This window comes from Gilliamella sp. wkB72, from assembly GCF_001693745.1.
GTDB classification, from domain to species: Bacteria; Pseudomonadota; Gammaproteobacteria; order Enterobacterales; family Orbaceae; genus Gilliamella; species Gilliamella apicola_E.
This window is the reverse complement of record NZ_LZEI01000001.1, coordinates 19,177-42,866: the sequence shown is the minus strand read 5'-3', so window position 1 is coordinate 42,866 and position 23,690 is coordinate 19,177. Positions and strand designations below refer to the sequence as shown.

Annotated in this window: 20 protein-coding genes; 6 read left to right on the top strand and 14 right to left on the bottom strand. The window is 35.2% G+C overall.

What is annotated here, in order from left to right; all coding sequences use genetic code 11:
• Nucleotides 1–78 precede the first annotated feature (78 nt).
• Both dnaJ and dnaK read right to left on the bottom strand, forming a co-directional pair.
• On the bottom strand, nt 79–1,215 hold the full coding sequence (dnaJ, locus tag A9G07_RS00215) for a molecular chaperone DnaJ (protein WP_065563809.1): 1,137 nt from the start codon (nt 1,213–1,215) through the stop codon (nt 79–81).
• A gap of 126 nt (nt 1,216–1,341) precedes the next feature.
• The gene (dnaK, locus tag A9G07_RS00210) at nt 1,342–3,255 is read right to left on the bottom strand and encodes a molecular chaperone DnaK (protein ID WP_065733563.1); all 1,914 of its coding nucleotides are present in this window, start codon (nt 3,253–3,255) and stop codon (nt 1,342–1,344) included.
• 228 nt (nt 3,256–3,483) lie between these two features.
• Between dnaK and satP the strand changes: the two genes are divergently transcribed.
• Nucleotides 3,484–4,056, top strand: coding sequence for an acetate uptake transporter (gene satP / locus A9G07_RS00205; RefSeq protein ID WP_065733562.1), 573 nt, complete (start codon nt 3,484–3,486; stop codon nt 4,054–4,056).
• A gap of 72 nt (nt 4,057–4,128) precedes the next feature.
• Here satP and A9G07_RS00200 read toward each other — a convergent pair whose 3' ends face one another.
• The 12 genes from A9G07_RS00200 to polA form a co-directional block, all read right to left on the bottom strand.
• A complete protein-coding gene (locus A9G07_RS00200) occupies nt 4,129–5,070 on the bottom strand; it encodes a hypothetical protein (protein ID WP_141677432.1) in 942 nt (313 codons plus the stop codon).
• Nucleotides 5,071–5,196: 126 nt separating this feature from the next.
• Complete coding sequence (locus tag A9G07_RS00195; protein WP_065733560.1) at nt 5,197–5,640, bottom strand: PTS sugar transporter subunit IIA; 444 nt, start codon at nt 5,638–5,640, stop codon at nt 5,197–5,199.
• A gap of 16 nt (nt 5,641–5,656) precedes the next feature.
• Entirely contained in the window at nt 5,657–6,154 is a 498-nt protein-coding gene (locus A9G07_RS00190) for a PTS system mannose/fructose/N-acetylgalactosamine-transporter subunit IIB (protein WP_065563814.1), read from the bottom strand.
• Nucleotides 6,155–6,180: 26 nt separating this feature from the next.
• Nucleotides 6,181–7,041 (bottom strand): PTS system mannose/fructose/sorbose family transporter subunit IID, encoded by an 861-nt coding sequence (locus tag A9G07_RS00185; protein WP_065563815.1) that lies wholly within the window; start codon nt 7,039–7,041, stop codon nt 6,181–6,183.
• A gap of 38 nt (nt 7,042–7,079) precedes the next feature.
• A complete protein-coding gene (locus A9G07_RS00180) occupies nt 7,080–7,898 on the bottom strand; it encodes a PTS mannose/fructose/sorbose/N-acetylgalactosamine transporter subunit IIC (protein ID WP_081303305.1) in 819 nt (272 codons plus the stop codon).
• A 48-nt stretch (nt 7,899–7,946) separates the two neighbouring features.
• Nucleotides 7,947–8,927 carry a D-isomer specific 2-hydroxyacid dehydrogenase family protein gene (locus A9G07_RS00175; protein ID WP_065733558.1) on the bottom strand — a complete coding sequence of 327 codons (981 nt, stop codon included), beginning with the start codon at nt 8,925–8,927 and terminating at the stop codon, nt 7,947–7,949.
• Between the two features lie 312 nt (nt 8,928–9,239).
• Entirely contained in the window at nt 9,240–10,913 is a 1,674-nt protein-coding gene (gene asnB, locus A9G07_RS00170) for an asparagine synthase B (protein WP_065563818.1), read from the bottom strand.
• Nucleotides 10,914–11,071: 158 nt separating this feature from the next.
• Complete coding sequence (locus A9G07_RS00165; protein WP_065733557.1) at nt 11,072–11,410, bottom strand: YdbL family protein; 339 nt, start codon at nt 11,408–11,410, stop codon at nt 11,072–11,074.
• 120 nt (nt 11,411–11,530) lie between these two features.
• The gene (locus tag A9G07_RS00160; RefSeq protein ID WP_065733556.1) at nt 11,531–11,716 is read right to left on the bottom strand and encodes a YnbE family lipoprotein; all 186 of its coding nucleotides are present in this window, start codon (nt 11,714–11,716) and stop codon (nt 11,531–11,533) included.
• Nucleotides 11,717–11,734: 18 nt separating this feature from the next.
• Nucleotides 11,735–13,321: an intermembrane phospholipid transport protein YdbH family protein gene (locus A9G07_RS00155; protein ID WP_065733555.1), complete on the bottom strand. Its 1,587-nt coding sequence runs from the start codon at nt 13,319–13,321 to the stop codon at nt 11,735–11,737.
• Nucleotides 13,322–13,365: 44 nt separating this feature from the next.
• Nucleotides 13,366–14,790, bottom strand: coding sequence for a glutamate--tRNA ligase (gltX, locus tag A9G07_RS00150; protein ID WP_065733554.1), 1,425 nt, complete (start codon nt 14,788–14,790; stop codon nt 13,366–13,368).
• 231 nt (nt 14,791–15,021) lie between these two features.
• On the bottom strand, nt 15,022–17,796 hold the full coding sequence (polA, locus tag A9G07_RS00145; protein ID WP_065733553.1) for a DNA polymerase I: 2,775 nt from the start codon (nt 17,794–17,796) through the stop codon (nt 15,022–15,024).
• Between the two features lie 205 nt (nt 17,797–18,001).
• Between polA and folE the strand changes: the two genes are divergently transcribed.
• From folE to lspA, 5 genes are all read left to right on the top strand, one after another.
• Complete coding sequence (gene folE, locus A9G07_RS00140; protein ID WP_065733552.1) at nt 18,002–18,658, top strand: GTP cyclohydrolase I FolE; 657 nt, start codon at nt 18,002–18,004, stop codon at nt 18,656–18,658.
• Between the two features lie 17 nt (nt 18,659–18,675).
• Nucleotides 18,676–19,173 carry a hypothetical protein gene (locus tag A9G07_RS00135; RefSeq protein WP_065563825.1) on the top strand — a complete coding sequence of 166 codons (498 nt, stop codon included), beginning with the start codon at nt 18,676–18,678 and terminating at the stop codon, nt 19,171–19,173.
• Between the two features lie 165 nt (nt 19,174–19,338).
• Nucleotides 19,339–20,277: a bifunctional riboflavin kinase/FAD synthetase gene (gene ribF, locus A9G07_RS00130; protein WP_065733551.1), complete on the top strand. Its 939-nt coding sequence runs from the start codon at nt 19,339–19,341 to the stop codon at nt 20,275–20,277.
• Nucleotides 20,278–20,315: 38 nt separating this feature from the next.
• The gene (gene ileS, locus A9G07_RS00125) at nt 20,316–23,123 is read left to right on the top strand and encodes an isoleucine--tRNA ligase (protein ID WP_065733550.1); all 2,808 of its coding nucleotides are present in this window, start codon (nt 20,316–20,318) and stop codon (nt 23,121–23,123) included.
• Between the two features lie 102 nt (nt 23,124–23,225).
• Nucleotides 23,226–23,690 (top strand): signal peptidase II, encoded by a 465-nt coding sequence (gene lspA / locus A9G07_RS00120; RefSeq protein ID WP_065733549.1) that lies wholly within the window; start codon nt 23,226–23,228, stop codon nt 23,688–23,690.

Sequence of the window (23,690 nt, the reverse complement as noted above, 5' to 3'; positions counted from 1 at the left end):
GATACGTTTAGTCTTATTTGAGTGTCAAAAAAATAGCGAAGTAGGAAACCCTGCTTCGCTATTAAGTGATAATTGATTTTATCCAAAAAACTTTTTCACTTTATCAAAAAAGCTTTTTTCTTTTGGGCTGTGTTTTGAGTTTTTGTCCGCTTTGAAACTTTCACCCAATTCTTTTAGTAGCTCTTTTTGTTTGCCAGTTAAGTTTACTGGGGTTTCAACCACTACGTGGCAGTATAGATCACCTACTGCGCTACCGCGTAATGATTTAATTCCTTTTCCACGCAATCTGAACATTTTACCTGTTTGAGTTTCAGCTGGTATGGTTAAGCTGACTTTACCATTTAGTGTTGGTACTTCTACTTCACCACCAAGTGATGCTAAAACAATGTTAATTGGAATTTCACAATGTAAGTTTGTACCATCACGTTCAAAGATTGCATGTGGTTTTACTTGTACCTGAACGTATAAATCTCCGGCTGGGGCGCCATTAAGTCCCGCTTCACCTTCGCCTGAAAGTCGAATACGGTTTCCGGTATCCACGCCAGCAGGGATGGTAACAGATAGTGTTTTCGTTTTCTGAATACGTCCTTCACCATGACATTTTTTACATGGATTTTTAACGATTTTTCCACGACCGTGACAGGTTGGACACTCTTGCTGTACAGCAAAGAAGCCTTGTCGCATTTGTACTACACCAGCGCCATGACATGTATCACACGTTACGACATCAGATGATTTTTCTGTTCCTTGTCCATGACATACATCACAAGTTACCCATGTTGGTACTTTTATCTCTTTACTTACGCCACTTGCTGCTTCTTCTAGCGTTAATGAGATGTTGTATTGTAAATCATCGCCTCGTGACGCGGTTTGACCACGTCCGCGCCCACCACCGAAGAAATCACTGAAGATATCATCAAATGCAGAACCTCCACCAAAACCACCAAATCCACCGAAGCCACCGCCTCCAGCACCACCTTGACCTTGTTCAAAAGCAGCATGTCCATACTGATCATAAGCGGCTTTCTTTTGTGGATCGGTTAAGATTTCATAAGCTTCTTTGACTTCTTTGAATTTCGCTTCAGCTTCTGCTTTATTATCCTGATTTTTATCCGGATGATATTTCATGGCTAGGCGTTTGTAGGCTTTTTTTATCTCAGCTTCAGTAGCACTTTTACTTACGCCTAATGTTTCATAATAATCTTTCTTCGCCATAATTAACCTTTAACTTTAATCATTATATAAACAACTAAACGGGCTTGAGTTACCTCGCGCCCGTTTAATGTTTTACATGTTTAAAACTCGTTGAAATAACTCATTAAAAAACATATTAGTTAATGCTTATTTTTTATCATCATCAACTTCTTTGAAGTCCGCATCAACTACATCATCAGCAGAGTTTGCGCTATTTGCTTGGCTTGCAGATTGATCAGCTTGAGCTTGTTGTTGAGCTAACTCAAGTAATTTTTTTGAAGCTTCCATTAATGCATTAATTTTAGCTTCGATTTCTGCTTTATCTTCACCGCGTGCAGCATTTTCTAAATCACTCACGGCGCTTTCGATAGCGGTTTTGTCATCAGCTGATAATTGATCGCCAGCTTCAGTCACTTGTTTACGAGTTGAGTGAACAAGATGATCAGCTTGGTTACGAATTTGAGCTAATTCTTCAAATTTACGGTCAGCATCAGCATTTGCTTCTGCATCATTTACCATTTTTTGGATCTCTTCTTCACTTAATCCTGAAGAAGCTTTAATGGTAATGTTTTGTTCACGACCAGTATTTTTATCTTTTGCTGATACATGCAATATACCATCAGCATCGATATCAAATGTTACTTCAATTTGTGGCATACCGCGTGGTGCAGCTTGAATTCCATCAAGGTTAAATTGACCTAATGATTTGTTATCACTTGCACGTTTACGTTCACCTTGTAACACATGAATGGTTACCGCAGATTGATTATCTTCAGCAGTTGAGAACACTTGACTATGTTTAGTTGGAATAGTTGTGTTTTTCTCAATCAAGGTAGTCATTACACCACCCATTGTTTCAATACCTAATGATAATGGTGTTACGTCAAGTAATAATACATCTTTAACATCACCACCTAATACACCACCTTGTACCGCAGCCCCTACTGCTACTGCTTCGTCAGGGTTAACGTCTTTACGTGGTTCTTTGCCAAAGAAGTCTGCAACAGCTTTTTGTACCATTGGCATACGTGTTTGACCACCAACTAAAATCACATCTTTAATATCAGAAACAGTAAGACCTGCATCTTTTAATGCTGTTTTAACTGGTTCCATTGAGCGTTTAACTAAATCTTCAACTAATGATTCAAGTTTAGCGCGAGTCACTTTGATATTTAAGTGTTTTGGTCCAGTTGCATCAGCAGTGATATATGGTAAGTTGATATCAGTTTGTTGTGCTGATGATAATTCAATTTTCGCTTTTTCAGCTGCTTCTTTTAAACGTTGCATTGCAAGTGGATCATTTTTAAGATCGAATCCTTGTTCACGTTTAAATTCATCAACTAAATAGTTAATTAAACGAGAGTCAAAGTCTTCACCACCTAAGTGAGTATCACCATTAGTTGCTAATACTTCGAATGTTTTTTCACCATCAACATCATCAATTTCGATAATTGAGATATCAAATGTACCACCACCAAGGTCATAAACTGCAATGGTGCGGTTACCGACATCTTTATCTAAACCATACGCTAATGCTGCTGCTGTTGGTTCGTTGATAATACGTTTAACATCTAAACCAGCAATACGACCAGCATCTTTAGTTGCTTGACGTTGTGCGTCATTAAAATAAGCAGGAACAGTAATTACTGCTTCTGTTACTGGCTCACCAAGATAATCTTCTGCTGTTTTTTTCATTTTCTTCAATACTTCAGCAGAAATTTGTGGTGGAGCAATTTTTTGGCCTTTAACATCAACCCATGCATCGCCATTGTCTGCTTTAACAATTTTATATGGCATGATGCCAACATCACGTTGTACTTCAGCGTCTTCATAACGACGACCGATTAAACGTTTAATTGCAAATAATGTATTTTGTGGATTGGTTACTGCTTGGCGTTTAGCTGGTTGACCAACTAGAATTTCGCCATCTTGTGTGTAAGCAATAATCGATGGGGTTGTGCGATCACCCTCGGCATTTTCTAATACTTTTGCTTGGCCGTTATCCATTACTGCAACACATGAATTTGTTGTACCTAAGTCGATACCAATAATTTTACCCATAATCGTTTCTCCTCAAACCTGTATTTTATTCTTTGTATATAAGTCTTAAATATTTAATTTCAAGTCCTTATTTTGACAAAGATATGTAATTGTTTTCACATAAATGGGAACAATATTTTTAATATCAAGGGGCAAAATAAATTATTTTTTCTTAAATCTTGATTATAGACCTCTCTACACTTATTATTGCCGCCTTTTTTATTATGAGAATTAATTTATAGGATCTTTATGGAACAAACTAAATTAGCAAACCCTGGTCCTCTCGGCTTAATGGGTTTTGGTATGACTACAATTTTATTAAATATTCATAACGCAGGTTTTTTTCCTGTCATGACGGCCATTGTGTCAATGGGTATTTTTTATGGTGGGTTGGCACAGGTGATCGCTGGAATTTTAGAATTTCGTAAAGGTAATACTTTTGGTACTACAGCGTTTACTTCATATGGTTTCTTTTGGATCGCTCTTGTTGGTATTTGGTATTTACCGACATCACCAGCAACCGCTCCAACTGATGCAACTTTTGTGGGTATCTTCCTGGCATTATGGGGAATTTTCACCGCATTTATGTTTATCGGTACTTTAAAAGGTAATCGAGTATTACAATTTGTTTTTGCAAGTTTAACTGTTTTATTTGCTTTATTAGCAATTGGTAACATTTGTGGTAACCATGACATCATTCATATTGCCGGTTTTGAGGGGATTATTTGCGGTGCCAGTGCTATTTATTTAGCGATGGCTGAAGTGCTTAATGAACAATATGGACGTACAATTTTACCAGTTGGTGCAAAATCTCAGCATTGATAAGAACATCACATCTACTAACAAAATTGGTAGATGTGATTTTTTTGAAAAGGAAAATAAAAAATCTAGCTTTTAATTTTTATTTGAATTTATCAATGATTTACATACATTTAAAAGAGACTGGGTATGTTTATTTATTGTTTCTTCAGATAAATTATTATCTTTTGAGCTAAAAGCGTTATTTATCATAATTTTACCACTGTTATCCATTGTTCCCGATGTCATCATAATGTAATTTGGAAATTGGATGTCCATTGTTCCTTGTTTAAAAACAATATTTTCTAAATGAATATTTGACTCTTCAGGTTTTAAATAAATCAATTCATCACCATTTCCAATGCTATCAATAAATATGAATTTTTTATTTTTCAATTGTTTTGCATGGCTTTCCAGCATCTTTAGGCCATATTGTCCATTATTACCATCATCATATAAAACAAAAGCAATTTTCTTCTTTTCTTTTTTATCTAATTTATTAATTAAATTGATAATTGTAATAATACTTGAAGAGTTACAAACAAAATTCTTTTGATTCGGAATGCCACTTTTGTATTTCAAAATAATAAAAAATAATAAAATAGTCGAAACAATAGACGATACGCCGGGAATACTAAAAAAACCCTGCGACTGAATTTTGGGTATGAACACCCAGTAATTTAATACCAATGAGGTGATGAATAAGAAAATAATTGGCGAAATACTTATAAAATAGCCTAATTTACTAAAGTGAGGCGTGAATGCATATTTTTTATTAAAATTAAAATTTTTAATACCAGTATCATAATAGGTACAAATGATTAATTCAGCTTGATCTAAATTACCAATATAAGCGTTGTAATAATTTTCATACCGTCTTGTTGCTAACTTTAATTTTGCTAATTTAGCATCAACTATATAGCCCAATTGAGTAAGTTCTTTAGATATCACTCTTAAAAAAGTGATTTTTTCTTTAGACGTAAATCTTTTGCCAAAAATGACACAGTATCTTAGTACAAGGTCTTTAAATTTATCCATTTTTAATAATTATTTTAATTTAGAAAAACTGTTAGTGCGATATTAGTCACACTAACAGCGAAACAAATAGATAATATTAAAATAATGATTATCAAATAATATTATCTATAGAAGATGTTAGTTTAATCAATAATCATCTTCATTTTGAGATTGGGAGAAATTAGCCATATTGCTAATCGCTTCTTGGATATTCTCATGTCCAGTTTCAACACACTCTTTTGCCAAATCAAGTAGTGATAATGAATCTCTATTACATACAGCATTAATTACCATTGGCAAGTTCATACCGGTAATGACGCGGACATTCATACCTAATTTTTCCCATTCTGGCAAACATCGCATTGATGCGTTATAAGGCGAGGCACCCAATAAATCAACAAAAATTAAGACACCTTGCCCTGAGTCTAGAGATTTTGAACAATCAAATAAATTATCTTTTAATTGTTCAATATCTTGTCCTGGATTGAGTGATAGTGATTCAAATTTATCTTGTTCTCCAACAATCATTGATACACTATCTTTAATCCCTTCAGCCATTTTGCCATGACTAACTAATAAAACACCTATCATATTTTCGATACCTATATTATTCAAACATCTTAATCGCTTCGTTTAATGTGACTTTTTTCAACGAAGGCGTCGCTTGAAAATAGATATCCATATTAGGGAAGCTGTTTTGTAAATCGATTAGTAAATCAAGTTGTTCTTTATTAATCGATACTTCTTTAATTATTGAAGTTGCTCCAGGTACTAGCGGTAAACCCCCAATATTAAGATTAGTTATTGGCACACCCGCTTTAATGATTTTATACATAACTTCTATATTTTTTGTTATCAAAATAACATTAAAATCATCATACTGGCGATCATTCCAATATCTTACCGCGCCATCTTCTTTTAATACTCTTATTTTGTGTCCTGTACTTGCCCCAGCACCTAATATAATATTTTTAGTAAATTCATCATTTGCTGAGTAATCATCGGCTACAAATAACGCATTTGCTCCAGCTGCTTTAGAGACATTAGTTGCAACTTGACCATGAATAAGGCGGCTATCTACACGCGCTAACACTACTTTTCCCATAATTTTACCTCTATATTTTTTTAATTTTATAAAATTCCAATGGCTGCTAATACACCAAGTATTATGGTTAATCCAACTAATGCTTGAGTTACTTTTAACCCTTTCTTAGAAAAATAGAAATATAATCCCATCACGACCATAAGAGGCAATACACCCGGTAGGATTTTATCCAACGTATCTTGGATGACAAATTCTTTACCGGATAAATTGAATTTCAAACTTGATGATACTTTTATGTAGTTAGCAGCTAAAATACCCATCATGAATAGGCCTAGAATGGATAAGCCTTCAATGACCATTTGCATTTTATTACCAACCACTTCGGTAGCTGCATTTCTACCCAATTTGAATCCTAACTGAGCAAAATAGTACCCAACAAAAAGTTGATAGATAACAAATGCAATGAAAGGAAATAAAGCACCAATTGCTAGGCCTTCTTGAGCCCAAGGAAGCGCAATTGCAATAAAGATATATTGCACTGTTCCAGAGTCGATTGCGTCACCTATTCCGGCTAAAGCCCCCATTAAACCAGCTTTTGTATTATAGAGAACGTCGTTATCAATGCTGATCGGTTTCTTTTGATAAACTTCATCTGCTCTTACAGCTTCTAGTGACGCCATAATTCCTGAAATTGTTCCGCCACCCCAGGTTAATTGAGTGTTAAAGAACAATAAGTGTCTTTGATAAGCGGCAGAAAGCTCACTTTTTGATTTATATAATTTTTTGAGAATTGGCATCAATCCCCACATTAAAGAAGCGGCTAGATAGCGGTCAAATGAGTGTGGGATTTCATTTGCATAATACCAACGTAACCATGCAATAGTGATATCTTTTTTAGTTATTGCTTCCGGTTTGAGATCAATACTTTCTTGTACGATTTCAGTCATTATAAATTCCTCTTTTTAATTTATTAATCAATTAAAGATTAATAATCGTCATCATCTACTTGGTTATTTGAATTACTTCTAGGTTGCTCAGCCGCAGAATTAACCGCTTCATTCTTTGCAAGGACAAAGATAAACGCAACAATAGCGCCGACAATTGCGTAGGTAACCATTGTGATATTCAGTGGTTTTGCAATTACGGCCATGAAGTAAGCTAATAAGAAGAAAATGATGTAATTTTTCTTACCGATAACATAAATAGTCAGAGCAATACCTACTGCTGCAAGACCACCACCAATTACATTAAGAATATGGAAAACAAGTCCACCAGCATTGGATTTAATGATATCTGCAATTATTGGCGCACCAAAATAGAGTGCGACAAACATAAATGGTAAAAAGAGTGCGACACTACAAATGATTGGTAAGATAATAATTGATAAAGTTAATCCCGAACTGTTAGCTTCGTCAGCATATCGTTCAGTTAATTTCATAATCATTGTATTGAGGAAAAATCTTAATTGGTATAAATACGATCCTAACAAACCAACAGGTACGGCTACCGCCACCGCAGCTGCTGGTTGCATATCGCCGAGTAATGCGACAGGTACAGCGACAGCAGTTGCAATTGCGGGTTCTGATGGCATTTGTCCGCCAGGAGAAAATACCCCCATATAAATTAACTGTATTGCTGCGGTTATTATCATCGCGTTTGAAATATCATTAAAGACTATTCCAACAATTAACCCCGTCATCATCGGTGAGAATCTGAGTGTTAATGTTGCTCCACCCAGCCCCCGAGACATTACCATTGCAACCCATATTGAAATAATGGTTGCTTGAAGAAACGTTACATGCATTTCTTGCATATATAAACTCCTCGATTTTTTTATAATGTTTAAAAAATTTTAAGAAACAATTGATTGTAATTCTTGCTTATTGACAAATTTCTCTACATCTTCGACACATTTCTCCCCCATACCTTGCAAACACTCAATGGCATAAGCGGATGTATGTGGAGTAACAAGAACTTTTGGGTGTTGAACTAAAGGATTATCGTTATATGAAGGCTCGACATACATTACGTCAGTTGCATGACCAGCGACAATACCTTCATTTAATGCGTGTAATAGTGCATTTTCATCAATTAGTTCAGCTCGAGCTGTATTGGTGATGTAAACGCCTTTTTTCATTAAAGAAAATTGGTGATCTTTTAAGATATGATAACTAGTTTCATTTAATGAAGCATTTAGAGAAATGATATCCGCATGTTTTAGCAAATACTCTAAATCAACAATTTCAATATTATGTTGATTAGCCCATTGTTTATTTACGTTTGGATCTACAACAAGTAAGCGCGCATTAAATCCGTGTTTAAAAATTTCTGCCACACGGCTTCCAATATTCCCACAGCCAATAACGCCAACAACTTTACCCGTAACATTGATACCCAAAAAAGAGGCTCTTTTTTTCCAATCATTTGATTTCACTGCAGCTTGTGACTGAACTGTTTGCCTAATTAATGCAAGTAAATTAGTCACTGCATTTTCGGCTACAGCATCTCGCTCCACTAGAGGCGGTACAATTGTTACAATCGTTCCATGTTCCCTTGCAGCAACAACATCAACATTATTAAAACCTATTCCATGACGAGAAATTAAAAACAAAGGGTCTTTTTTATTATCAAAAAAATCTTTGTTAAAAAAAGGTCTAACACTAGCAATAAAAATATTGAAACCTTCTAAAGCCTTTGCTAATTCCTTCCCTGGTATATCATTATCAAAAGTAAAATGCTTTACTTCACCAATTTTTTCTAATCGTTTTAAATGATCTGGAAAATACTTTCCAAAACTACTTGAGTTAATTATCGCAATTTTATAATTATCCACTCCATACTCCTAATTTATAAAAGATAAACGTTATTGCTTTTTTATAAAAAATTAACGCTCATAAACCTCTTTTTAACTTAAATGTGACAGGTAACATTGATTATAATTAAAATGATTTAAAAAAAAATGAATTTAGATCACATATTTAAGAAATATTATAAAAATCGGCTTTGATAAGGGGATATTTATTTTCTATCAGAAAATATACTAATAATGCTGGAGGACTTTAAGAATATAGCTTTAGGAATGTAGCATTAACGAGTTCAAGACATAAAAAAAGGGCAATCATGCCCTTTATAAAATTTAAGATTGCTATTTTTTATAAGCATCATTATGTACACCAACTGCTGCACGGCCTGAGGGATCATTTAGATTTTTAAATGATTCATCCCATTCAATCGCTTTTGCAGTTGAACAAGCAACGGTTGGGCCACCTGGTACACAGTGTGCTGCACTTTCAACAGGGAATAATTCGTCAAAAATCTCACGATACATATACGCTTCTTTTGATGTTGGCGTATTGTATGGGAAACGGAATTTTGCATTTTCTAGCTGTTGATCCGTAATTTTGCTTTCAGCAATTTCTTTTAAGGTATCGATCCAACTGTAGCCTACACCGTCAGAGAATTGTTCTTTTTGACGCCATACCACTGATGCTGGTAAGTAAGATTCAAATGCTTCACGAACAATGTGTTTTTCCATTTTACCGTTACTACCACACATTTTATCTTTCGGATTAATACGCATTGCCACATCTAAGAATTTTTTATCCAAGAAAGGTACACGCGCTTCAACGCCCCATGCAGCCATTGCTTTATTAGCACGTGCACAATCATACATATGTAACGCAGCTAATTTTCGAACAGTTTCTTCATGGAACTCTTTGGCATTTGGCGCTTTGTGGAAATACAAATATCCACCAAATACTTCATCAGCACCTTCACCTGATAGGACCATTTTGATACCCATTGCTTTAATTTTTCTTGCCATTAAATACATTGGGGTTGAGGCTCGAATCGTTGTTACATCATACGTTTCGATAAAATAAATAACATCACGGATTGCATCAATACCTTCTTGAATGGTGAAGTTAATTTCGTGGTGAACAGTACCTAGATGATCAGCAACTGCTTGTGCAGCCTTAAGATCTGGGGCACCTTTTAAACCAACCGCGAATGAGTGCAATTGTGGCCACCATGCTTCTGATTTTTCATGATCTTCAACGCGACGAGCAGAAAACTTTTTAGTAATTGCTGAAATAACAGAAGAATCTAGTCCACCTGATAATAAAACACCATAAGGTACATCTGACATAAGATGGCTTTTAACAGACTCTTCTAGTGCAACACGAAGTTCATTGATATCTGTCTTATTATCTTTGACGTTATCATATTCCATCCAATCACGTTTGTAATAGGTTTTAATTTCACCTTCAGTACTTGATAAGTAACTTCCAGGAGGAAATGCCTCAATAGTTTTACAAACCGGAACCAACGCTTTCATTTCAGATGCAACGTAAAACGTGCCGTTTTCATCATGTCCCATGTACATCGGAATGATACCGATATGATCACGACCAATAAAATAGGTGCCTTTATTAATATCATAAAGAATAAACGCAAACATGCCTTGTAAGTCATCAAGGCAGTGTATACCTTTTTCTTGATATAGAGCTAAGATCACTTCACAGTCAGATCCGGTTTGGAATTCATAACGATCTTTGTACTGATTTCGGAGTTCTTGATGATTATAAATTTCGCCATTAACCGCTAAAACTAATGTTTTATCTTTATTATAAAGCGGTTGAGATCCAGTATTAACATCTACAATTGATAGACGTTCATGAGCTAAAATCGCTTTATCAGAAGCAAAAATACCAGACCAATCAGGGCCACGATGACGTTGCAGGCTTGATAGCTCTAATGCTTTTGTTCGTAGCTGTTCCGGATCTGATTTAATATCAAGAATACCTAAAATCGAACACATTGAATTTCTCCATTTAAAATCGCTATAGCGATACTATTTACTAATAAAATTTATTTTAAATATTATTGCAAGCAAATCACAAAAATAACAGGATACACATTATTGATTAACAATTAAAGTACAATATCGTTATACTTTTCCTATAATAAAGATTGCTTTTATTTTTTTATCCATTGCCCTTGCTGTTTGATATATTGACCAGCAGGTGTTTTTTCTTGAGCTTTACTTCCTGCTTTGTTTTGAACTTCAACTAGAGGCACGTTACTTTCAGCTGATACTTTTTGGTACTCTTGCTTACGAGCTTGGTTAATTAATTGGGCAATTTCGCTTGCATTACCTTCATTTTTTACAACGCCTAAATAACCATCGGTTTGTTCTCCAACTAAACCATTTGCTTTTGCTTGAGCTAATGAATTAATGGCTTGATCTAAATTTAAAGCAAAAACCGGCAAAGCTAATAAGATTGATAATAATGCTACTATCGCTTTTTTATTCATAACAGACTCCTTATTAAATACATCATTTTAAGATGAATTGAATATGTAAAAACGGTTGAGATTTAAATGTTTTGCTATAAAAGTCGTTTTTATGCACTCATTACGGATAATATTAGCAATTTAATATAAACCTGATTTATTAATAATATTATCTAGTGCTTTGTCCACTTTGATATTAATTTCGTGATCAATCTTAACATTCAAATTGATATTAATTGGTTCATTTGGTGCTTGCACTTTCACCGTTGGCGTACAACCCATTAGTACAGCACTACACGCTATAATTGTAATAATAGTTTTAATCATAGAATAACCTCTTATCTATCAAGATTTCCTTTTTAAATACGCTTCAATACGTTTGCGAATAGGTTCGTTAATTTGATCGGAAAGTTGCAAACTTATTAATAGTTTTGCAATATTTTCTTCAAGATTTATATTCAAATTCACCGCTTTACCGTTTTCAACATCACGGTTATTACCTTGAATATTTAGTCCCAATTTAGCAATTTCATTTTGATAACTCACCATACCCGACAACTTAGTATAATGAAAATTTTTGATTATATCAGTGAGAATTTTCATATTCGGATTAGCTTGGGCATAATTTTTAAGTGCCGTATTTTCAAACTGTAAATATCCCTCATTAACAGTAACTAACTGACCGTTTTTTATGACGACTTCATTAAAAGCTGTTCCTTTTTTACTGGACGGCAATAATGTTATTGGCAATGTGCCATCAATTGCGCCATTTCCTGCTAAACCGTCAGCAGGATATTTAGCCAAGATATCTTTCAATTGTATCTTTTTTAGCCTTAAATTAAATTGTTGGGGTAATTTAGCTAAATTCAATTGCCCTTGATCAAGAAAAACTAAACCAGAAAAAATAGCGGCTTGCGCTTTCGTCCATTTCACTAGCCCTTTATTCAGTGCATTTAGCGATGCTGAATAACTCCCTGCTAATCTAATTTTCTCGAAATTAACACCAATATTAACTTGTTGAATAGTTAATGCTGGCGTTGAAATAGTAAATTGATTGTTATTAAACGAAATATCGATGTTGCCAACTGCGGATTTAAATTCACTTGCTTTAAATATCCCATCAAATTTAGTAATTGTTAATGTTGATTTTGCATTAATTTGTTTCGATTCAAGCGAAATAGGTATGGTTACTTCAAAGATTAGCTTTCCTGCTAATGGTTTAACAATTAAGTCATCTGAAAATTTCGCTTTTTCAATATTAAAAAAAGCGTTGTCTGAACTCTTTAAAATAACTTTATCGCTAGTTAAAACCCCAGTAAATGGTAAAGTCAGATTACCTTTTTCTATTCCAAATTGATTCAAGGAAGTCGTCAAGACACCCTCTTTGATTTCGAAGCAAGAATTTAACTGATCAAACGAAAGGTTTGCAGTTAATGTGTGTTGATTATTACTTGATAGATTAAGTTGTATTGTATTTTGATCTTTAGTGGCCTGAACCTTCAGGTTAACTAACTCTTTTTTTTGTTGATAAAATGTTAAAGAGTCGACATTGATGTTGTTTGGAAGCCAATAAATGATAGTCGATACAGTGGAAGAATTAGGAGAAGATTGATTGAGCTCTGGTGTATCGGTCACCTTTGGCAAGCCTGATTTTTCAGTTGAATCGGACCAGTAAATATCAATACTTTTTGCCGTAAAGGTTGACAACGATAGTTTGACATTGCTCGCTTTTAACGATAATTGTGGCTGTTGTGAAATAGTTAGTTCATCAAAAGATAATCCGCCGAGGCCGATATCAATACCTTGCCAATCTATAGAAAGATTATGTTCATCCTTGAATGATAACCAATATCGCCAACCATATAAGCTTAATATCACTATTATGAGTAATATAAGAGATGGAATCCAATAACGTTTTTTTAAGCGAGCCATAATAAACTCTCAACAAGTGGATCGCCGAATAGTATCGGCGATTATTATGCTTGTTCTCTGTTAGCAATATAAGCCAATGCCTTGTCAATTCTTGCTAATGTACGTTTTTTGCCAACAGCATAAACAGTTGCGTCAACAGAAGGCGATTGCCCAATTCCCGTCACTGCAACACGAAGTGGCATACCTACTTTACCCATCCCGACTTCAAGCTCGGTGGCTGTTGCCTCAATAGCATGATGAATTTTATCAATTTGCCAATCAAAATCTGAAATTGCTGCAATTTTAGCTTTGATTAGCTCTAAAGGTTCTTTTGCAACAGGTCGTAAATGTTTTTTAGCTGCATCAGCATCAAACTCATCAAAATCTTGATAGCAATAAGTACATGACTCAGCCATTTCTTTCAATGTTTTACAACGTTCACCAAATAGTTTCACTATAGTAATTAAATCAGGACCTTGTGTTAAATCATAACCTTGCTGATTTATATGCCAAACTAAATGCTGTGCAACATAATCAGCATCTAAATGGTTAATATAATGATGATTTAACCAAAGTAATTTTTCAGTATTAAATGCACTGGCAGATTTACTTACTGCATCTAATGAAAAGAAATCAATCATTTCTGGTACTGAAAATATCTCTTGATCGCCATGAGACCAGCCTAGACGAACTAAATAGTTAAGCAAGGCTTCTGGCAGATAACCATCATCACGGTATTGCATCACACTCACTGCGCCATGACGTTTAGAGAGTTTTTGTCCATCGTCACCTAAAATCATTGATACATGACCATATTCAGGTAATGGTGCGCCTAGTGCTTTTAAAATATTAATTTGGCGAGGCGTATTATTAATATGATCTTCACCACGAATAACATGGGTAATTTCCATATCCCAATCATCAACAACGACGCAAAAGTTATAAGTTGGAGAACCATCAGTGCGACGAATGATTAAGTCATCAAGCTCTTTATTGGCAATTTCAATCGGACCACGAATTAAATCGTTAAAAATAACAACGCCATCAATCGGATTAGCAAAACGAACAACATGTGGTTCGGTGTGTGAATGCTGTTTTTGCACTTCATCACAACGACAATGACCGTCATAACGCGCTTTTTCGCCTTTTGCCATTTGCTCTTCGCGCAATTTTTCTAAGCGCTCTTTTGAGCAATAACAACGATAAGCCGTTTTATTGGCTAACATTTCGTCAATAACTTGATTATAACGATCAAAACGTTTAGTTTGAAAATATGGGCCTTCATCCCATGATAATTTTAACCAATTCATACCTTCCATAATCGCGTCAATCGCTTCAGGTGTTGAACGTTCAAGGTCGGTATCTTCAATACGCAATACAAAGGCGCCATGCGCATGGCGGGTATAAAGCCAAGAATAAAGCGCAGTACGTGCACCACCAACATGTAAGTAACCTGTTGGGCTTGGCGCAAAACGGGTTTTAATTTTCATGAAATAATCCTATTAATAAAGAGCCCTAAAATGTCAATTTGTCACTCATGCTCTTTTTATTTAACCGCTTTCCATAAAATAGGAAAGGCAATTGCAATAAGTTCAATTTAGTTGCTTATTTTAACACGTCAAAAGGTTTCAGCAAGCCGTCAGTAATAGACAAAATTAGCAACTAATTTAAGTAGTTACTCAATATATAATCGAGTATAAAAATATAAATTATCAAAGCGATTAATGCGCTTCATCCCAATTATTACCAATACCAACATCCACTTTTAATGGTACTGAAAGTTGATAACAATTTTCCATGATAGATTTAATTGATTTACTATATTCATTAACAAGCTCTTCTTTAACCTCAAATACAAGTTCATCGTGTACTTGCATTAACATTCTGATATTACCGTTAGACTGGGTTTTAATCCATTCACTCATTTTGATCATAGCTATTTTAATAATATCAGCGGCTGTACCTTGCATTGGTCCGTTAATTGCAGCACGCTCTGCACCTCGTTTTTCATTAACTCTAGATGAGGTTATTTTGGGTAAATATAATCGTCTTCCTGATAAGGTTTCAACGTAGCCTTGCTCGGATGCTTGTTGACGAATTCTGTCCATATACACTTGTACACCAGGATAACGCTCAAAATAACGGTCAATGTAGAATTTTGCTTCTTTACGAGGAATATTAATTTGTTTAGATAACCCAAAAGCACTCATGCCATAAATTAATCCAAAATTTACAGCTTTAGCTCTTCTTCGCTCTTCAGCGGTAACTTCTGGCTCGGGTTTACTTAGAATTTCACTCGCGGTTACCCGATGAATGTCTTTATCATGGGCAAAAGCATTTAACAAACTTTTATCCTGCGATAAATGCGCCATAATACGTAGCTCAATTTGTGAATAATCAGCCGAAATAATTTTATAACCTTTTGGGGCGATAAATGCTTGGCGAATACGGCGACCTTCCTCGGTTCGAACAGGAATATTTTGTAAATTAGGGTCGTTTGATGATAATCGTCCTGTTACAGTACCAATTTGGTTGTAATTGGTATGAATTCGGTGATCGATTGGGCTAATCATCAACGGTAGTTTATCTGTATAAGTATTTTTTAATTTGGCTAAACCACGGTAATATAAAATTTTACGAGGTAATACATATGTATTTGCTAATTCATTTAATACTTCTTCACTGGTTGAAGGATCACCTTTAGGTGTTTTTTTGAGCACGGGTAATTGGTGTTTATCAAATAAAATTGCTTGAATTTGTTTTGGTGAACCCGGATTAAATTTTTCACCCGCAAGGAATTGTAACTCTTCTTCAGTATCCTTTAATATTTTGCTAAGTTCTTTTGAATACGCTTTTAACTGTTCAGCATCAACAAGAACCCCTGTTCTTTCCATGTCAGCTAAAATAATTGCTAGTGGCATTTCAATGTCTGAATATAACTTAGTCAGTTTTTCATTTTTTTCTAGCTGTGGCCATAATATTTGATGTAATTGAAGAGTAATATCGGCATCTTCTGCTGCATATTGAGTTGTTTTTTCAACATCAATAGTATCAATACTTGATTGCTTTCTACCGACTTTAGTTAATTCATCATAAGTAATCGTTTTATATTTCAAATAGCGTTTTGCCATACTATCCATGTCATGTCGTTGAGTGCTATTTAATACATAGGACTCTAACATGGTGTCATAAGCGATACCTTGCACTTGAATGCCATAATTGGCTAATACACTGTAGTCAAATTTGGCATTTTGGACGATTTTTTTGATTTGAGGATTCTCTAATATTGGTTTTAATTTTGCCAATACATCATTAAGCGGTAGCTGTTCTGGAACATCTAGGTACTGATGAGCTAGAGGAATATAAGCAGCTTGATTTGGAGTAACACTTAGCGATATCCCAACAAGCTTAGCATGGAAATGATCGACATTATCCGTTTCCGTATCAAATGCAAAGGCTTCGCAACTAGTTAATGTTGCAATCCATTCATCTAATTGTGTATTGGTTAAAATACATTGATAATCCTTTTCGTGTACTTCAGTCTCTAGCTCTTCTTGGTCAATTGAGGGCGATTCCCCTGCAATTTCAACAGGAATTTGACTTTGCTGATTTAAAAAGTTACCAGCGATTAATTCTTTTTGCCAACGATGGAAATCATAATAAGCAAACAATTCAACTAATTTAGTTGCATCAATATCACCTATAAGCAATTGTTCCGTCGTAAAATCTAATGGAACATCCGTTTTAATTGTTGCCAATAAATAACAAAGGTCAGCTTCTTTTTTATGATCAGTCAATTTACTTTTCAATGATTTAGCACCACGAATAGGCAATTTTTGAATTTCATCCAAATGGCTATAAATATCATTTAAACTTTCAAAATGCGTTAATAAATTTAGTGCCGTTTTTTCTCCAATTCCCGGAACACCAGGAATATTATCAGACGTATCACCTCTTAGTGCTAAATAATCAATCATTTTTTCTGGCGGCACACCAAATTTTTTCATAACACCTTCTGGATCAAGAATTGTGTTATTCATGGTATTTATTAGTGTGATTTTATCACTGACTAATTGTGCCATATCTTTGTCACCAGTACTGATTAGTACCTCAAGGTTTTCTTTTTCTGCTTGTCTAGCCAATGTGCCTATCACATCATCAGCCTCAACACCATCTACGCAAAGCAGTGGTAATCCCATCGCTTTTAAAATAGTATGAATTGGTTCAATTTGAGGTCGTAAATTTTCGGGCATTTCTGCTCGAGTTGCTTTATACTCGCTATAAAGTTCATTACGGAAAGATCCGCCACTCGCATCAAAAACGACAGCAATATGAGTGGGATCATATTGATTCATTAGACTGCGTATCATATTGACTACACCAAAAATAGCCCCTGTTGGCTCACCTTTGGAATTAGTTAATGGAGGACATGCAAAAAAAGCACGATAAAGATAAGAAGAGCCATCAATCAAAATAATTGGCGTATTATTTGGCATTAATAGTTACCCAAATGTTATTTAATACTGTTATTAGTAGTATAACCTAATTAGTAACAATATTCTTGTGAACACCGATAATATAGTGTAAAAATATTCGAGATCGCATCGATCTTTAAGTCAAATTGATTAATTAAAAATACTGTATATCCCTATATCACTATTATATAATACTGATATCTATTTTCGTCTGAGTATCAAATAAATGACAGAATTAAGTCCTGCAGCACAAGAGGTCAAAAAAGCACTAGCAGCTAAAAATCTTGAAACCCCATCATGTCGTTTACCTATGGACAATAGCGAACGGAAAGCAAAAATAGAAGCACATTTCCGAGAAATCATGAAACTTATGGAACTTGATTTGAGTGATGATAGCCTTGCTGAAACTCCACATCGCGTTGCAAAAATGTATGTTGATGAGATTTTTTCCGGACTTAACTATCATAACTTTCCCAAAATCACCCTGATTGAAAACAAAATGCAGGTTGATGAAATGATTACCGTTCGTGATATTACTTTAACCAGTGTTTGTGAGCACCATTTTGTGACCATTGACGGTAAAGCCACCGTTTCTTATATCCCTAAAGATAAAGTGATTGGTTTATCGAAAATCAATCGAATTGTTGAATTCTTTTCACAGCGCCCGCAAGTGCAAGAAAGATTAACTCAACAAATTTTGGTGGCACTACAGACGCTATTAGGAACAGTTAATGTTGCTGTTTCAATTGATGCAACTCACTATTGTGTTAAAGCACGTGGTATTAAAGATTCCAATAGTTTAACAACCACGACCGCATTAGGGGGAGGATTTAAAACTAATCCAAGTACCCGACAAGAGTTTTTACGCGCATTAAATCACTAATAATATAAGGATATTGAATGAAATATTTATCACTCATGTTTATGATACTGTTTATTACAGCCTGTTCTGAACAGGAATCTAATCATAATGATAAATTTATTGGTTTTTGGGTTGAAGGTGGTCCGGATTATAAACATACGGCGTCGATCGCCAATCTTGTTGAAATAAGTAAACAAGGAGACAATTACTTTATCAATGAAAACTACGTTTATGGTAATGGCCAAACCATTGCAATGCGAAAACTCACAAAATCACAAGACTATTTCGACGGACTGGCTTATCCATCAGAAAGAAATTTTGGTTTAGAAAACAAAGTAACTATGGATGATGATACAAAAATCGGTATATTTAATACCCATTTCTTTCGAATTTCAAAAGAAGAAGCAGAGCACATTAAACGCGATGTAAAAGAGTGCGAAGAGATAGAAAAAAACCGATTTTTTATTCCTAATGAGCAACAAGCTGAATATAAAAAACGGGCAAAAGAACTGGCTTATTGTCGGATTTTTTGGTAACAATCTAAATTCAGTGGATTTTTGTGACAGTCGTATGGGAATTGATTATTCATCAAAATCCCAAAATCAAATACAAATCAACTTTATATTACGTGCATCTTTAAGAAAGATTGGTATAATTCACAGCTATTTTAGTTAAAACATCACAATTAATAGCACGCTTTCATGAAGATCATTCGCGGTATTGATAATTTAAACAATCAATTTACTCAATGTGTACTTACATTGGGCAACTTTGATGGCGTGCATTTAGGACACCAACAATTAATTAACCATTTAATAAAACAAAGTAAGAAATTAAACTTACCAACAGTGGTTATGTTATTTGAGCCTCAACCTTTAGAGTTTTTTTGCAAACAAAATGCTCCCGCTAGGTTAACGTCTTTTAAAGAAAAAGTGGAATTAATTAAAAAATTGGGTATCGACTATATTATTGCGGTGCCATTTACCCAAACCTTTGCCAATATGTTAGCCCCAGATTTTATTCAAGATTGGTTGATAAACAAATTACAAGCTAAATATATTGTTATTGGTGATGATTTCCGATTTGGTCGTGAGCGTAAAGGTGATATTAATCTTTTACAACAATATACTCATAACAATCAATTTGTAGTTGAGAGTATGCCTACGTTTGTTTGGAATGATTTAAGGATCAGCAGTACGGCTGTTCGTGAGGCATTATTTAATAGTGATTTTAAATTGGCTCATTGCCTTTTAGGCCGTAATTACGCCATTGAAGGGAAAGTGGTTCATGGCTATGCGTTAGCCAGACAATTAGGATTTCCGACAGCCAATATTCATTTAAATCGAAAAAAACCCGCTTTACAAGGCGTCTATTTTGTAAAAGTCAAAAACTGTTGTAGTAATCAGCATTATCATGGCATTGCCAATATCGGTATAAGACCAACCATTGAAGGCAAAAAGGCTATTTTAGAGGTTAATCTATTTGACTTTTCAGGTGATATTTATGGACAATATTTAGACGTTATATTCGTTCATAAGTTACGCGACGAGAAAAAATTTGATTCGCTAACCGATTTAAAACAACAAATTGCACAAGATGTTTGCACTGCGAAACAGATCAGTGCAAAATTAACCAATTAAAAAGTAGTTTCAACAAAAATTAACTGGAATAAATCAGCATGACAGACTATAAAAACACATTGAATTTACCGGAAACCGGATTCCCTATGCGAGGTGATCTTGCTAAACGTGAACCGGCGATGTTGCAAAATTGGTACGATAAAGAACTTTATCGCAAAATCCGTCAAGGCAAAAAAGGCAAAAAAGCTTTTATTCTGCATGATGGCCCTCCTTATGCAAACGGAAAACTTCATATTGGTCATGCCGTTAATAAAATTATTAAAGACATTATTATCAAATCAAAAGGCTTAAGTGGTTATGACTCCCCATATATTCCAGGATGGGATTGTCATGGTTTGCCGATTGAGCAAAAAGTCGAGGAGCAAGTCGGTAAACCAGGTGTAAAAGTAACACCAGCTGAGTTTCGCCAAATTTGTCGTGATTATGCTGCTTCACAAGTTGAATTACAAAAAGCTGATTTTATTCGCATGGGTGTGCTTGGGGATTGGCAAAATCCATACCGTACAATGGACTATGATACTGAAGCGAATATTATTCGTGCTTTAGGTAGAGTGATTCAAAATGGGCATTTAGTCAAAGGTGCTAAACCAGTTTATTGGTGTACAGATTGTATGTCAGCTTTAGCGGAAGCTGAAGTCGAATATTATGATAAATCATCGCCCGCAATAGATGTAAAATTCAAAGCCGTAGATAACCAAGCTGTTGCAAGTAAATTTGGTGTTAATACCGACCTAACTATTTATGCCGTGATTTGGACGACAACACCTTGGACATTACCTGCCAGCCGAGGTATTGCCTTAAATGCTGAATTTGAGTATCAACTAGTACAAATAAACGATAAAGAATGCTTAATTTTAGCCGCTGATCTGGTCGAATCAGTCATGAAACGTGCCGAAATTTCAGAATGGAAAGTACTTGGCAGCTGTAAAGGTGATGCGCTTGAGCTATTACGCTTTAAACATCCTTTCCTTGAGTTTGATGAACCAATTGTACTTGGTGAACATGTGACAGTTGACGCAGGTACAGGTGCAGTGCACACTGCGCCTGGTCACGGTGTTGAAGACTTTTTAGTTGGTCAAAAATATGGGCTTGAAGTTGCTAACCCTGTTGGTGGCAATGGCTGTTATTTACCTGGAACAGGCGTTGGTTTAGATGGTTTGTTTGTTTTCAAAGCCAATAAAGTGGTAGTTGAACTATTAAAAGAACGCAATGCTTTACTACACTTTGAAAATATTGAACATAGCTATCCTTGTTGCTGGCGACATAAAACGCCTGTTATCTACCGTGCAACACCACAATGGTTTATCAGTATGGATAAACAAGGTTTACGAGCTCGATCACTAAAAGAGATCAAACAAGTTCGTTGGATTCCAGATTGGGGACAAGCTCGAATTGAAACTATGGTAGCGAACCGTCCTGATTGGTGTATTTCACGTCAACGCACATGGGGCGTGCCTATGACGCTATTTGTGCATAAAGAAACTGAAGAGTTACATCCAGACACACTACAACTAGTTGAGAAAGTGGCTAAATTGGTTGAACAAAACGGTATTCAAGCATGGTGGGATGCCGATATTAAAGATTTATTAGGTCCTGATGCTGATGATTATCGTAAAGTGCCCGATACACTAGATGTATGGTTTGATTCAGGCTCAACATTCTACTCAGTGGTTGGCGTGCGTCCTGAATTTGCAGGGCACGAAGCCGATATGTACTTAGAAGGTTCAGATCAGCATCGTGGTTGGTTTATGTCTTCATTAATGCTATCAACGGCAATTGATAACAAAGCACCGTATAAACAAGTATTAACTCACGGTTTTGTGGTCGATGGACAAGGACGTAAGATGTCTAAATCACTTGGTAACATTGTGACCCCACAAGAAGTGATGAATAAACTTGGGGCAGATATTTTACGTTTGTGGATTGCATCGACTGATTATTCAGGCGAAATGAGTTATTCAGATGAAATCATTAAACGTGCAGCCGATAGCTACCGTCGTATTCGTAATACCGCACGCTTCTTACTGGCTAACTTAAATGGTTTCGATCCAGCTAAAGATATGGTTAAACCAGAAGATATGGTAGTACTTGATCGTTGGGCTGTCAGTATAGCTAAAGAAGCTCAAGAGCAAATCATTCAAGCTTATGAAAACTACGATTTCCATAGAGTCGTACAACGTATTATGCAATTTTGCTCAATCGAAATGGGCTCATTCTATTTAGATATTATCAAAGATCGTCAATATACAGCAAAAAGCGATAGTGTTGCGCGCCATAGTTGTCAAACTGCGTTATATCATATCGCTCAAGCAATGGTTCGTTGGATTGCACCAGTTTTATCATTCACTGCTGATGAAATTTGGCAATATCTACCTGCTTCTGAAAAATCTGAATTTGTATTTGAAGATGAATGGTATACCTTGCTATTTACCTTATCAGATAGTGAAACATTAAACAGTGCTTATTGGGCTCAAATCTTAGCTATTCGAAGTGAAGTCAATAAAGTTTTAGAACAAGGCCGTAATGATAAAGTTATCGGGGGATCACTTGAAGCAGCGGTAACCCTTTATGCTAATAGCGAAATAGCAACGGCTCTCGCTAAATTAGAAAACGAATTACGCTTTGTATTACTGACTTCACAAGCGACGGTGAAACCTTTAGAAAATGCACCACAACATGCGGTACAAAGTGATATTCAAGGTCTTAAAATTGAGCTTGCTAAAGCACAAGGCGATAAATGTCCTCGTTGCTGGCATTTTACAGTTGATAACAACCCAACCACTCACTTATGTAAACGTTGTGAACAAAACATTCATGGTAATGGTGAAGTTAGACATTTTGCCTAAGTGATATAAAAATAAATAGGGCTATAAAAATAATTTTATAGCAATTAAGAACACTTACCGCCGACGATTGTCGGCGGTATTATAATAATGAGCATAAATTATATGAAAAAAGATAACGGACTTCACTGGTTATTATTTGCGGTTGTAGTTTTTATTATCGATATCGCAAGTAAATTCTGGATTATAAATAATTTTTACTTATTTGAATCTGTAAATCTTTTACCCTTCTTCTCTATCACCTATGTACATAATATTGGCGCAGCTTTCAGTATTTTTGAAGGTCAACGATGGATACTTGCTGCCGTAGCTTTTGCTGTTAGTGTCGTAATTGTTTATATGTTATATCGCAGTAACCATAAGCAAAAATTAGAAAATTTTTCATTAGCATTAATTTTAGGTGGTGCATTAGGAAACCTATTTGACCGTCTTTACCATGGATTTGTTGTCGACTTTCTAGATGTCAATTTTGGTGATTGGCACTACCCAACTTTTAATATTGCTGATTGTGCGATTTGTTTAGGTATTGGATTTTACATCCTAAGCAATTATGCTAAAAAGACTGACTAA